Consider the following 13,472-nt stretch of genomic DNA (forward strand, 5'->3'; position numbering starts at 1 on the left):
GTTTCCGGGGGCTGTCTTAACAGACAGCCCCCGAAATATTTACCCCATTTAAAACATTGATGAACTATCTACCCCTGTATACGATACCCCTGGTACCGTCCACAGTTATAATCTCACCTTCTTTAAGGATCTGGGTAGCGTTGCCTGCACCCATCACTGCCGGAATACCGTATTCCCTGGCAATTATGGCAGCATGGGAAGCCGCTCCCCCTGAATCAACCACCAGACCGGCAATTACGGAAAACAGCGGCGTCCACGCAGGATTTGTATAAGGCGCAACTAAGACATCCCCCGGCTTGACCCTACCAAAATCTTTGGGGTCATCAATAATTCTTGCCGGGCCGGTAACGACCCCGGCGCTGGAGGCTACCCCGCGCAAAGTGTCGCGCGTACTGTCTTCGACCATATTCCGGCATTTCCAGCGATGAAGACGTTTCTCCTGCTCAATCTTTCTTTTTTCAATCTTTTTATAAAGCGACCTGATATCTATTTCCTCTATACCATAGAAAATAGTGTTAACCAGTTCTTTAATTTCGAAATAGGTTAAATAGAAAATATCCCTTTTATCTTTTAATATACCCCGCACCACTAAACGTTCTCCGAGGGCCAGGTACAATATCCTGAAAACATGCATTCCCTTGGTAACGTGATAGTGGCTGTTCTCACGAAAAACAGCGAAATTCCGGCTGTGTTCAACCAGCCTGGCCACAAACTTTGGCATGCCGAGAAAACCGGCCAGACCCCGCGATAGCCTGCCGTAAACTTTTTCTTCCGCTGATTTAACCCGCTCCTCAAGGTTTTTCCGCCTGCGGTCGCTGCCGCCCACTAATTCGGCTGTAATACCCCTGATTATTCCTAACACTACTACCGGTGTATCCTGCCAGGTAGGGGAAGCAATACCGCCCAGGCCCATATCCGTCTCCCTTTCTCCGTATTCTTTGATAAACTTTTCGAATTCCTCCAGGAAAGCAGGACCTCCTTCCACCTGGGGCAGCAATTTTATAGCCTCCGCCAGGTCCGTTTCCATGAGCGTTTTGACCACAGCCGGTCTTGCCCGGGCAAACTCCGCCAGTTTATGCAGCTTTTCATTGATGTCCAGGGTAATGCACGGAATACCTGCCAGCAGGTTTTCCTTGATTTCCTGGGCTTCCCTGCCAAAATAGAAGCGCAGAATCCAATCCAGCACATTGCTGGGTATGCGGTTCCACATGAAATAATGGTACCTCATGACAATAAAGAAGTGCAAATGATTAAATGCCTCGGTCAGATAATCTATAATTATCTCCAACGGTAAACCGGAAACATCCCGGTTTTGCAGTCTTTCCAGCATTTCCAGCAAGTAAACCTGTTCTTTGGCCCATTCCTCCGCCGGATTCGTTTTCAGTATTTTAAACAGGCGCAGATAGCTGACCATACGTGTAATACCAGGCCTTATTTTAGGGGCAATAAAAAACTCGGGAAAAATACCCTGGTCAATTTTCTTCCAGTCTATATAGTCGATCTTATACCCGTGATTTTCCATAGCCTCAAAAAGGGCCATCATTAAAACCTTGACCACAACTCCGTCAATAGGGTGAACCGGGTTGGGGAAACGTTCCTCCACCCATTTCATAACTTCCCGCTGCATATAACCTAATTTTTTCAGATTGATTTCCGGAAACACAAGAACTTCATCACCGAGGGTAGTAATGGAGCGGGTCTGCAAAAAATAGAACTTGCCCTCATGAAAAGCCCATTCCACATCCTGGTAATCTTCGTAAAACCGTTCAATTTTTATCCCGTTTAAGGCCAGTTCCCGGATATCAAAATCAGTCAATAACTGGGTACCGGAAGGATTGTTGACAGTTTTGGACTTGATATTACAGCTCACATCGTTCTTTTCCACCACATAACTGTCACCCGTTACGGTTCCCGATACCAGGGCTTCGCCAAGGCCGGAAGCCGCTTCAATAAGAATTTCGTTTCTTATATTAGTTACCGGGTTAGCGGTAAACATGACGCCCGCAACCTGGGCCGGGATCATTTCCTGTACTATCACAGCCATCCAGACTTCTGCATGGTTAAAACCTTTTTTGGTACGGTAGTGGATAGCCCTGGGCGTCCACAATGAAGCCCAGCATTTTTTTACCGCCTCCAGTACTTCTGGAAGACCTTTAACGTTAAGGAAGGTTTCCTGCTGGCCGGCAAAGGAGGCATCGCTCAAATCTTCCGCTGTGGCCGACGAACGGACAGCCACTTTGAAATTATCTTTTCCGTGGGCAAGTTGGTAATAGGCTTTACTAAAGGCCTCTTCTATCTCGGGGAGCAATTTCAGGTTATCGAATAACCGCGCTATTTGCTCGCTGGCTTCATTAAGTCTATCCATGTTAAAAATATCGCAGTTATCCAGTATTTGCAGTAATTCCCTCTGCAGGCCCGTAGTTTCCATCTGTTTGCGATAAGCCAGCGAAGTTAATATAAATCCCGGTGGCACCCTTAATCCCCGGGCCAGGTCACCCAGGTTGGCCCCCTTCCCGCCCACCAACGGCAGGTGTTCCTTCCGCGCCTCCAGTATGTCCATTACCAACTGCTCCATCCCATTCGCCTCCCCAGCGCTTACTCTTGATTCTTTAGCCCATGCAGGTACCGTGGCCACGTCTTTATTTTATCCCCTGCCTCCCGCCGGTGTCAAACTTTTTCACGGCCAGAGTACAAAGCTCCTTCTTCCGTCGTCCTCCATCTGCCGCTGCACCAACGCCCTCGGGATGCCGCTGTGCCGGTGAAACAACCGTTGCTCCGAGGCTATGCCTCCCCATCTAAGGAGGGGTGGAGGGGTTCTCCGCTACCAGGGAGCTTGGTGCTGCAAACCCTTGCCGTTCAGGCAGTGTTCCCGAACTCGATGGCTCATGTTGCATTCCTCAAAAGTCAGGCCGCCTCCCGTCCTGGCGCTCAAGCTGCGTTGAGCGCCGGACTTCCCGGCGGCCTTCGCCATCTTCAAACATGCGGGAACTCCCTGCCTGCCCGGCAGCGGTTTTGCGGGCGCAGTCGCTCCCAAACGGTAGGCGGAGAACCCCACCCACCCCTCCCTGTTGCCGGCAGGCGCTGCATGGTGAAATAACCGTTGCTTTAAGAAAAACAGAAGATACCGCTATGGAGGTAAAACAATAAGTTGCGACTTGGTGGAGGGTGGTTAGACAGTGTTAACGACAGTGAGGGCTTGAAATTGCCGTTTCCGGCACGGGCACATCAACCCCGAGGACGTAATACTTAAACCACAGAGCCCACAGAGGACACGGAGAATTAATGGTAAAAGCAAGGTATATAGCTTATCTAACAATGAAATTGTAATTAGTTTCTTAGTAATTTTTTTGTTCAATTTTTTCTCTGTGTTTTCTCTGTATTCTCTGAGCTCTCTGTGGTATTTTCTGCAACCCAAAGAAAACATTTCAAGTAATGACTTCTCTGTGGTAAATCGTTTTCGCCCGTAACCTCGGAGCAACGGTTGTTTTACCTCCGTAGCGGGTATTTGCCCGGCTGTGGTTTTGCAGCACCAAACTCCGGGGTAGCCGGGTCACCCCACCAATCCTGCCATTGCAACATGGTCCGGCCACAGCGGTATTAAAGCACCGTGTGGTAGCGGAGAACCCCACCCACCCTGCCATAATTTAGATGTTGGCGCCGGAGTCCAGTTTATCCAGCAGCCTGGCCAGTGTGGCCGCCATTTCGCCCCAGGTAACATTAGCATCCAGGTTATGTTCGCCAAAAACAAGCCCTGCATCTTTCAGACGCTGAAAATCCCTGATAGCCCAATGAGTGGGTGGTTGAGACGGCGGTTGCGGCGGCGGAACAGGCGGTTTCGCCGGCCCTTCCAACCGCAAAGCTTTCGTAACAGCTTGCGCTATGGCGCCGGCCACCTCTTCACGAAAACCGTCTTCTTTTAATTTCAAGGCGTCTTCCCGCCTGTCAATGAAAAGGTTCTCCAGGAGTATGGCCGGGACTGCCGTTTCTCTCAGTACGGCAAAGTTGGCCTTTTTTTTGCCCCGGTCAGGAAACCCAGCCCTTCTGTAGAAATCAGCTATTTCTTTATGGATTATATCCCTTAGGCGCTGCGTCTCTTCCCAGGCGGCCGTATAGATGAAACTCTCAAATCCTGTACCGCCGCCGGCATTGACATGAACAGACAGAAAAAGATCAGCCCCAACCCTGTTGGCATATAGAGCCCGTTCCGCCAAACTGACAAAAGTATCCGTACTCCGTGTTAACCGTACATCGGCATAATTAGCCAGTTTATTTCTTAATTTAAGCGCTATATCAAAAGTAATATTCTTTTCCTGCAGGCCATAACCCAGCGCTCCCGGGTCGTCTCCCCCGTGGCCGGGGTCAATGACAAGCTTTTTAGCCATATCGGAACCTCCTTGTAATTTATTTGCTCTATTTTATGTTCCCGCTGCGCAAAAAGTAATTCGGTACCCAATATGCAGACTTTTATTGACCGGCAGACTGAACAAAAAACAAGCCCTCATTGCAACGAAAACTTAAATAGAGAGGTAGCTTCACATCACTGATTTTTTCCTTCCTTGACACGGGAAAAAAAAATTTTTATAATAAGTTTATCGAACATATGTTTGGTGGTGATGCTTTTGTACACCGTAGCCCATATCTATACCGGCTTAAAATATCGCAACGATGGTTACAAAGATTTTACCCGGGAAGCGCTGGATATGCTGGCCAACTTTTCTCCCAGAGCGGAAATTTACAAAGACAGGGAATTTTTTCTCGACCTGACCGGTGCAAAAAATGTTCACAAAATTTTGGCAGATTTAACCGAATTGCTGACGCCTGCCTATTGTGATACCATGGTTATTTCCGTTGCCTGCACAAAACTTACGTCCAGGGCCTGCTCACTGGCGGTGGTAAACATGCCAAAAAAATATATCGGGACCCTGCCGGTAAAGTTGAAGGTAGTTAATAAAAATGTCATCCTGGCCACGGTCGGTCCGGATGAAAAAAACTTTTGGTCTCTTCTCCCTGTTCATTTGCTTTGGCCGTTAGATAACCGGCTTATCCGACAACTGCAGTTTTTGGGGCTGAACAGTTGTAAACAGGTACAGGAAATTTCCCTGGCAGAACTGGCCCGGCATTTTGGCAGCCAGGCCCATTTCATTTACCGGTACTGCCGTGGCATTGATTATGAACGGGTTCGTTCCGTTACAGGTTCAGACAGGCAGTTAATGAGGCATTACCCTTTGCGAGGATGTGCTGACAGGCTGCAGTGGGATCTGCTGTTCCGCCAGGCCGCCGACAGCCTGGCTGCGGAACTTTCCGCCCGGCTGGAAGGTTTCCGGGAGTTAAAACTGACCGTTCAGGATGAAAACCATCGGATAAAAACAGCAGCCAAGAAATTTAACCGCGTCCTGTTTACTTCTTCGGCAATTCAAACCAATTTACACCTGTTGATAAACCGGCTGAGTTTGTCCGGCCCCCTATGCAGCATCATGATTTGCCTGCAGGGGATCACCCCGGTCCCGACACAACAGACAGAACTGTTTGCCGAAAAGGCGCTCGCCAAACCGCAAGCAAAACCGGCCCGGGAAAAACTGGCTGAGGTTATTGAAAACCTGAACCGCAAATATCCTTCCCAACCGGTAAGCCTCGGAGGATTTTTAACCATCAGCAGGCGGGAAAAAATGCTGCAGCTATGGGACCCTTACCGTTTTACCAAAGAAAAGGTGAAAATGCTTGGGGAAACTTATCGATAGACCTATTGCTGTAAATTATAACGCCGAAAAAGGCCCGGTAAGCATATGCTTCGATGGTAACGTCCTGCGGGTAGCGGAAGTTCTGGAAATCTGGAAAGATACGGGGGCATGGTGGGATGGCGAAGGAGAAAAAACTTTTTTCCGAATCCAAACAGAAAACCAGGGCCTTTGGGAAATATACCGCGAAAACACAGAATGGTACTTATATAAAATATATGATTAGGGAGGAATGTCTGTGTCTTTTGTACACTTACACGTCCATACCCCTTTTTCTTTTCTGGATGGAGCCGGCAAAATCGAAGATTTAATAGCCAAAGCGGTGGAAATGGGTTGTCCGGCTATAGCCATGACTGACCATAACAACCTTTGCGGCGCCGTAAAATTTCACCAATTGGCCACCGCTGCCGGAATTAAGCCCATAATTGGCACAGAAATTACCATGCAAGACGGCCATCACCTGACTCTGCTGGCCCGTAACCCGCTGGGCTATGCCAACTTATGCCGGATCCTGACCGATGGCCATTTAAATAGTCCAAGAGGTTATCCGGCAGTAAAGCTGTCCACCCTTGCAAAACATTGCCGGGATATAATTATCCTTTCCGGATGCCGGATGGGAAAAATTCCTTCCTTAATATTGCGGGGCAGGTTCCGGGAAGCCCTGAATACAGCCGCCGAATACCTGCATCTGTTCGGCCGGTCTAATTTCTTTTTGGAACTGCAGCCGCCGCTCTTGCCCGGTTCCCAGGCCTTAAATAATTACCTGGCGCAATTGGCCGAACAGTTAAAAATGGATATTGTAGCTACCAACAACGTTCATTATTGTACAAAGGAAGGCTTTCCCGTCCATGACTTGCTGACCTGTATCCGGACCCTGACTAAACTGAAAGATGTTCACCCTGAACGCCGTTTAAACGCAGAAAACGACCTGAAATCACCGGCAGAAATGGCAAATCTGTTTTATCAATACCCCCGGGCCGTCCACAATACCCTTATGATTGCCGACCGGTGTGCCCCCGCCCTGGAACTGGGGGAAAAGATTTTCCCTTCTTTTCAGGTCCCTTCCGGCGAACCGGCCGCCGCTTACTTAAGGCGGCTTACTTACGAAGGAGCCCGGAAAAGATATGGCCGCCTTACCCGGGCCATTACGGAGCGCCTGGAGCATGAACTTGATATCATCTGTCGCCTGGGTTACGAAGATTATTTCCTGCTGGTCTGGGATTTGGTTGATTATGCGAAAAAACAGAAAATCAGATACGCCGGCCGGGGTTCTGCGGCCGATTCAGCGGTCGCTTACTGCCTCTTTATCACAGAGGTGGACTCTATCAACCGCGGCCTTCTTTTTGAACGTTTTATGAGCCTGGAAAGGGCCCAAAAGCCTGATATAGACATTGACTTTGACTCCCGTTACCGGGACCGGGTGGCTGATTACCTATACAAAAAATATGGCAGCAACAGAGTGGCCGGTGTCTGTACCTACAATACTTTCCGGGCCCGGTCAGCTTTCCGTGACCTGGGCAAGGCCATGGACTTTCCTGCAGAAGAAATCGATTTAATCGCCAAAAGGCTGCCCTTCATCCGCGCCAACCAGATAGACCTGGCCCTGGAAAAATTCCCGGAGCTTCGCGAGGGGGGGCTCCCCCTCGAAAAGTACAGGCAGCTTTTTGGTTACTGTGCAGCAGTATCAGGTTTCCCCCGTTTTATCAGCACCCACCTGGGAGGCATCGTGGTCAGCAGGGACCCCCTGGTTAACCTAACCCCCTTGCAGAAAGCAGCCAAGGGAATTGTCGTAAGCCAGTTTGACAAGGAATATATTGAAGATTTGGGGTTGGTAAAACTGGATTTGCTCTCCTTGCGCACCATGTCAGTGGTAGAAAATGCTACCTTGACCATCAGGGCGGAAAACCCGGAATTTGACTACGAAACCATTCCTCTTAACGACAAGGCCACCTATGAACTTTTAAACACAGGCCAAACAATAGGCGTTTTTCAATTGGAAAGCCCCGCCCAAAGAGCCCTGCAGAGCCGGCTACAGGCCTCCTGCCTGGAAGATATCGTAGCCAGCGTGGCTTTAATCAGGCCCGGCCCTATTAAAGGGAATATGGTGGAACCTTTTATCGCCCGCCGCCACGGCAAAGAACCCGTTTCCTATTTACACCCCAAATTAAAGCCGATCCTGGAAAAAACCTATGGCGTAGTCCTGTTCCAGGAACAGGTTATAGAAATAGCCACAGTAATTGCCGGTTTCACGCCCGGAGAAGCTGATCGCCTGCGCCGGGTCATGACTCACGCCCGCTCGCACGAAGACATGCTGGGCATTGGCCGGGAATTTGTGGCTAAAGCAATTGCCAATGGAATAAGCAAAGAAATAGCGGAAACCATTTTCGGTTATATTGTGGGGTATGCCAGTTACGGATTTTGCGAAGCCCATGCTGCCGCTTTTGCCACCACGGCATATAAAACTGCTTATCTGGTTAAGCATTATCCCGCTGAATACTACGCAGCTATCCTCAGCCACCAGCCTATGGGTTTTTATGGCAGCAATACTATTTGCGTGGAAGCCCGGCGCCGGGGGATAAATATCCTGCCTCCGGACATAAACTTAAGCCAGCGGGATTTTACCGTAGAAAAAGGAAATATTCGCATATCTTTAAGCCAGGTTAAAGGAATGAAGGCTTCTGTCCTTGATAACATACTGGCCGAACGAAATATTGCCCCTTTTTCCGGTATCGACGATTTTTTAAACCGGGTAAAAATCGACAGAGCGCTGCTGACCCACCTGATTTTATGCGGTGCTTTTGATTCGCTACATTCAAACAGGAAACAGCTTCTCTGGTGGGTTAACCAACAGAGAACATTTAAACTGCAAAAAGAAGAACGGGTTTGCCAAAACGGAAGCTTACCGGTAAATCTGCCCTGGCCGGAAATCGCTGACTACTCGGAAGTGGAGAAATTCAACTGGGAGTATAAGATTTTGGGTATTGATGTACGCAGGCATTATATGAGCTACTGGCGGGCTTACCTTGATAAGCACGGTTTTACAAACAGTTTGAAAATAAAATCCCTGCCCCACGGAGCAAAGGTCAAGGTGGCGGGCCTACCTATCCGTCCTCACCGCCCGCCCACAAGGTCCGGTAAAGTTGCCGTTTTTCTATCCCTGGAAGACGAATTTGGCCTGGTGGATGTTACCCTCTTCGAAAAGACCTATCAGAAATTCGGCAATATAATTTTCAGCAGGCCGACGCCTCCGCTGCAAATCTACGGTACCCTGCAGCGCCGGGGTAACGGAGTCAGTGTCATAGCCCACCACGTCAGAACCCTGTAAACTGTCTGCCACGTCAGGACCCTGTCAGCTATCGGCCCCGTCAAGCCGTTGCCGAAACCGCTTGCCCCCCAAAAACAACCACTCACCCCCGGATTTGGGCGTTTCACCCACAGTAATATTAACAACAAAAAAGCTGGCCGTATAAACATATAGAAGAATACGCCCCAATACCCTGGGTATTGGGGCTTGTCTTTTGAGGTCACCAATTGCGAGTTAACCTCATATGTTAAAACAAAAAATATTTTATCAAAAAAGAGGAGGATAAGCATGAAATACAGTGAACAATGCAGAAAGCATTATCCAGGCCCCGGCCATATGCCCGATTATGGGATGATGCCCGATTTTGATTACGGCGCAGGAATACCGTGTCCCCCGGGCGGCTATATGCCCGGTTATGGAATGCCCGGAATGCCGGGAATGCCCGGTTATGGAATGCCCGGAATGCCCGGCTACAAAATGCCTGATTATACCGGTCCATATTTCCCCGGTTATCCAGGCGATGCGGAAACAGCCGCCCTGGTCAGGGAAATCCATGACATGACATCTGAAATCAAACATCTCTGCCACGAAATGCACCATATGATGATGCAAATGCATAAAGATATGAAAATGAAAATGCCGAAGGGCTAAGGGGAATGCCGCTGCACAGTGCCGCTATGGAGTAAAACCACCGTTGCTCCAAGGTTACGGGCAGAGACAGTGTAAACTCCGTTCGGTTGAAATCCTGAACCCGGCCAAATCGTCATCCGTGACTCGTGGCCGGGTTTCCGGCGTCCATGCCGGAAACAGTGATTTCAAGCCCTTACTGTCGTTAACACTGTCTATCCGCCCTCCACCAAGTCGCAACTTATTGTTTTACCTCCACAGCGGCAATTCTTTAATTCGGGCTCGTCCCCCTAATTTTCTCAGAATGACCTTCTTGGATACCTAAAATGCCGCTAAGTCAGCGGTATTTATTTCATTTGACTGCATATGTATTATTAATTCAACAGTTCGATTAACGCTGTAACGGTAAAACTTCTGTCCCTACGCAATTACAGGTGCTGCATAATGGCTCCGGTTACAGTGCGATGGCCGGTTGGTTGGACATGGTAACAAATAACCACTGTGAGCCTTCAGCTAAAGGATTACCAGTTCAGGAATAACTTACATAGGGCAAAACGGCAGGTATTTTCTCTTCAACATCTAAATAATTAAGAATCAATTAAGGGCAGGTGAGTTACTTGAAGAGAACAACTAACTTAAACAGAAAAAGAGATTTTATACGTTGGTTCCTTGGTAAACACCAGTTAAAAAGTCCTGAAGCGGCCCGATTACTCCGATTTATATTAGAAAATGACCATATCTTAAAAAAGGTCAGATTTGTGGAAAACATTCGCTATTACTCTGATGCCGTGCTTATTTCTTCCACTGATTCAAATACTATTCCTTATATTTTGCGTTTGGAAAACCAATATTATTTCGACGTGGAAGAGTTCATCCATTGTCTTGCGGCATCACCACCCCATAGGCTGTATGTATGGTTATCATTCAACAAGGATTTTATCTGCAGTTTTTGCCCGCATATGCAGGAAAAATCAGCATCAGGCAGTCTGACCAGAAGGCAGATACGCAACCTGGAAAGAGAAATTACAGAACAGATCCTCCTTAGAGAATCAGCGGAACAAAAGCTGCTGGAGTTAATTGACAAGGCGCTGGACAAGGGAAGTAAAGAAGAGTTCTTTCGCCTGACTCATCAATTGAAGAAGATTCAACAAGGATAAAAGGTCCATGGCGACTAACGTCATGGACTTTTTTGCGCAAAACCCGCCAGATTTTTTCCCTTAATTATTTCATGAAAAGGAAATTCATATATTAATAACGAAAAAATAAAAATAGGATAAAATTCCGGAAAAAGATTAACTAACAGGTTGTCGGTCAAACGGGATTTACTGAAGACACAAGGAACCGTTGCTTCCTTGGCATAAAATTTCTCATATTTATAAAGGAAAGGGGATCAGCTTATGTATTTAAACAACCTCTTTGTTTACGGCACCTTATTACCCGGACTTGAAAACCATGAAAAATTCATAAAAAAATACCGGCCGGAAGTCTATAAAGCCAGCGCTAAAGGAACCATGTACTACATTCCTGAAGACAATTACCCGGTTGTACTGGACGAAGGTGGCGGGGAGATAAAGGGTGTTCTTTTTGTAACCCGGGAATTACCGGTAATCCTGCCCGAACTGGATGAAATCGAGAAATTTACCGGGGTAGAAAGTCAGAGCCACCTGATAAGAGAAATCAGAGACGTGAAAAATCTGGAGACCGGGGAAGTTGTCAAAGCTCATATGTTTTTATGGCCCCCATCCAAGGCCGATTGGCTGAAAAAGAACGGCGTTGTAATTAAAGACGGCGACTGGAAAAGATTTCTTGAAAATATGAAATAATTTTGAAGGACTGGTGAAAAGTTAATGCCGGCGTTCTAAACGTCGGCATTACTTTCGAACCGGCCCGCCCACTATTTGTTTTTTGCAGCCTTTTTCTGTTCTTTTACCTCTTTAACCAGGGGTTTATAGAAGTTAACAATATCTTCTTTAAACTTTTTGGCGCAGTCTTTGCAGATACACCAGCACGCTTTGTCAATCTTGTCTCCTTCTTCCAGGATCAACGTACAACTTAACTCCCCCATTTCAGCGCCGCACATATCACAATTGGCACAGGCAATTTTTGTCATTCTACCACCCTCCCTTTTTTAAATTGTTATAATTGCTCTTAAAGTTAATTATAATTAATGAGGTGGCAAAAGGAAAGAATTTTCCGCTAATTAACATTTTGGAACAAAAGATTTTTAAGGTTCATCCAGCCAGAGATCAAAAGTAGCGCTGCTTATACAGCATCTGGAAGGGTGGGTGGGGTGTCCCGGCTACCATGGAGCTTGGTGCTGCAAACCCTGGCCAGGCAAATACCCGCTACGGAGGTAAAACAACTGTTGCTCCGAGGTTACGGGCGGAGACAGTGTAAACTCCGTTCGGTTGAAATTGCCGGACCCGGCCAAATCGTCATCCGTGACTCAATGGCCGGGTTTCCGGCGTCCGTGCCGGAAACGGCAATTTCAAGCCCTCACTGTCGTTAACACTGTCTATCCGCCCTCCACCAGGTCGCAACTTAATGTTTTACCTCCATAGCGGTATCTTCTGTTTTTCTTAAAGCAATGGTTATTTCACCATGCAGCGCCTGCCGGCAACAGGGAGGGGTGGGTGGGGTTCACGGGCTACCGTTTGGGAGCGACTGCGCCCGCAAAACCACTGCCGGGCAGGCAGTGAGTTCCCGCATGTTTGAAGATGGCGAAGGCCGCCGGGAAGTCCGGCACTCAACGCGGGTTGAGTGACCGGACGGGAGGCGGCCTGACTTATTAGAAATGCGCTATGAGCCATCGAGTTCGGGAACGCTGCCTGAACGGCAAGGGTTTGCAGCACAAAGCTCCCTGGTAGCGGAGAACCCCTCCACCCCTCCTTAGATGGGGAGGCATAGCCTCGGAGCAACGGTTGTTTCACCGGCACAGCGGCATCCACAGAGCAATGGTTGTTTTGCCTCTACAGCGGCAAACTAAGAAAACTCTAATATGCACAAATTACCCTGGTTTAACATAAGATAAACCGAGGTTAGCACTCAACTCAAAAAATAAACATAAGGAGGGTTATATATGGCTGATGTTAAAACTCAAGAATGGTGGGGTAACTTTGCGTTTATTCTCTTCTTAGTTCTTATCCTTCTCTTCTTCGGAGACGGAGTTTGGTAGAAACTGTTGGACCAAAAACACAACAAATAAAATACTAATACCAACTGAAAAAAAGAGGTCAAATGCTTCCTTGGACATTAGTCCCACCCCGCGAACATTTGACCTCTTTCTTTTATCTTATAAAATTTATTGATTTTTTACCATAATTCGATTATAATTGGCATAGCATCTTATTCGCGTCGGTATAGTTCAGTGCCTCATCCTTATAAACGGAAGTGAACTAACCTCTCGACGGTCAGAATAAGTGAATCCCCTAAGGTAAGGAGGTTAGAAAATGTTCCAGGACAAAACTCTCGTTTGTAAGGAATGCGGCGCTGATTTTGTATTTTCAGCCAGTGAACAGGAATTTTACGCCGAAAAAGGTTTTCAAAATGAACCTGCCAGATGCCCTGAGTGCCGCGCAGCACGCAAACAGAGAACGAATAAAGGCAGCAGAGGCCCCAGGGAAATGTACAACGTTATCTGCAGCAATTGCGGCGCAGAAACCCGGGTTCCTTTTAAACCGTCCCAGGATAGGCCCGTATACTGCAGGGACTGTTTTGAAAATCTCAGGTAAAAGTTGATAGTCATGTATAACTGACCGGAGACAACAATGCTCCGGTCTTCCTATTTTCCAGCTTTATTTAAGACT

General features: G+C 47.7%; 13 protein-coding genes. 8 read left to right on the plus strand and 5 right to left on the minus strand.

Annotated features, from left to right (window positions below; translation table 11 throughout):
• Positions 1-64: 64 nt before the first annotated feature.
• The 3 genes from ACSNJE_RS06715 to ACSNJE_RS06725 all read right to left on the minus strand — a co-directional run bounded on the left by ACSNJE_RS06715 (position 65) and on the right by ACSNJE_RS06725 (position 4,382).
• Positions 65-2,575 carry a PEP/pyruvate-binding domain-containing protein gene (locus tag ACSNJE_RS06715; protein WP_495252276.1) on the minus strand — a complete coding sequence of 837 codons (2,511 nt, stop codon included), beginning with the start codon at positions 2,573-2,575 and terminating at the stop codon, positions 65-67.
• Between the two features lie 246 nt (positions 2,576-2,821).
• Positions 2,822-3,055, minus strand: coding sequence for a hypothetical protein (locus tag ACSNJE_RS06720; RefSeq protein ID WP_483030424.1), 234 nt, complete (start codon positions 3,053-3,055; stop codon positions 2,822-2,824).
• 589 nt (positions 3,056-3,644) lie between these two features.
• On the minus strand, positions 3,645-4,382 hold the full coding sequence (locus ACSNJE_RS06725; RefSeq protein ID WP_474661602.1) for an N-acetylmuramoyl-L-alanine amidase: 738 nt from the start codon (positions 4,380-4,382) through the stop codon (positions 3,645-3,647).
• Between the two features lie 237 nt (positions 4,383-4,619).
• Here ACSNJE_RS06725 and ACSNJE_RS06730 point away from each other — a divergent pair, with 237 nt between their 5' ends.
• The 4 genes from ACSNJE_RS06730 to ACSNJE_RS06745 all read left to right on the plus strand — a co-directional run bounded on the left by ACSNJE_RS06730 (position 4,620) and on the right by ACSNJE_RS06745 (position 9,690).
• The gene (locus tag ACSNJE_RS06730) at positions 4,620-5,738 is read left to right on the plus strand and encodes a DNA polymerase thumb domain-containing protein (RefSeq protein ID WP_495252277.1); all 1,119 of its coding nucleotides are present in this window, start codon (positions 4,620-4,622) and stop codon (positions 5,736-5,738) included.
• The gene (locus ACSNJE_RS06735; protein WP_013119921.1) at positions 5,719-5,961 is read left to right on the plus strand and encodes a DUF6504 family protein; all 243 of its coding nucleotides are present in this window, start codon (positions 5,719-5,721) and stop codon (positions 5,959-5,961) included. Before ACSNJE_RS06730 ends, ACSNJE_RS06735 begins: the two co-directional genes overlap by 20 nt.
• 6 nt (positions 5,962-5,967) lie before the next feature.
• A complete protein-coding gene (locus tag ACSNJE_RS06740; RefSeq protein ID WP_495252278.1) occupies positions 5,968-9,060 on the plus strand; it encodes a DNA polymerase III subunit alpha in 3,093 nt (1,030 codons plus the stop codon).
• A 267-nt stretch (positions 9,061-9,327) separates the two neighbouring features.
• The gene (locus ACSNJE_RS06745; protein WP_013119919.1) at positions 9,328-9,690 is read left to right on the plus strand and encodes a hypothetical protein; all 363 of its coding nucleotides are present in this window, start codon (positions 9,328-9,330) and stop codon (positions 9,688-9,690) included.
• 54 nt (positions 9,691-9,744) lie between these two features.
• Here ACSNJE_RS06745 and ACSNJE_RS06750 read toward each other — a convergent pair whose 3' ends face one another.
• Positions 9,745-9,906, minus strand: coding sequence for a hypothetical protein (locus ACSNJE_RS06750; protein ID WP_495252279.1), 162 nt, complete (start codon positions 9,904-9,906; stop codon positions 9,745-9,747).
• A 377-nt stretch (positions 9,907-10,283) separates the two neighbouring features.
• Here ACSNJE_RS06750 and ACSNJE_RS06755 point away from each other — a divergent pair, with 377 nt between their 5' ends.
• Positions 10,284-10,823 (plus strand): YpiB family protein, encoded by a 540-nt coding sequence (locus ACSNJE_RS06755; RefSeq protein WP_474661609.1) that lies wholly within the window; start codon positions 10,284-10,286, stop codon positions 10,821-10,823.
• 240 nt (positions 10,824-11,063) lie between these two features.
• Positions 11,064-11,489 (plus strand): gamma-glutamylcyclotransferase family protein, encoded by a 426-nt coding sequence (locus ACSNJE_RS06760; protein WP_495252280.1) that lies wholly within the window; start codon positions 11,064-11,066, stop codon positions 11,487-11,489.
• Positions 11,490-11,560: 71 nt separating this feature from the next.
• On the opposite strand, the gene ACSNJE_RS06765 is transcribed toward ACSNJE_RS06760, so the two are convergent.
• Positions 11,561-11,776 (minus strand): hypothetical protein, encoded by a 216-nt coding sequence (locus tag ACSNJE_RS06765; protein ID WP_013119916.1) that lies wholly within the window; start codon positions 11,774-11,776, stop codon positions 11,561-11,563.
• A gap of 519 nt (positions 11,777-12,295) precedes the next feature.
• Between ACSNJE_RS06765 and ACSNJE_RS06770 the strand changes: the two genes are divergently transcribed.
• Positions 12,296-12,430 (plus strand): hypothetical protein, encoded by a 135-nt coding sequence (locus tag ACSNJE_RS06770; protein WP_495252281.1) that lies wholly within the window; start codon positions 12,296-12,298, stop codon positions 12,428-12,430.
• Positions 12,431-13,115: 685 nt separating this feature from the next.
• Positions 13,116-13,397, plus strand: a complete 282-nt coding sequence (locus ACSNJE_RS06775) for a zinc-ribbon domain containing protein (RefSeq protein ID WP_013119914.1) — start codon at positions 13,116-13,118, stop codon at positions 13,395-13,397.
• Positions 13,398-13,472: the final 75 nt, after the last annotated feature.

The sequence above is a fragment of the Thermincola sp. GK-1 genome, from assembly GCF_059412445.1.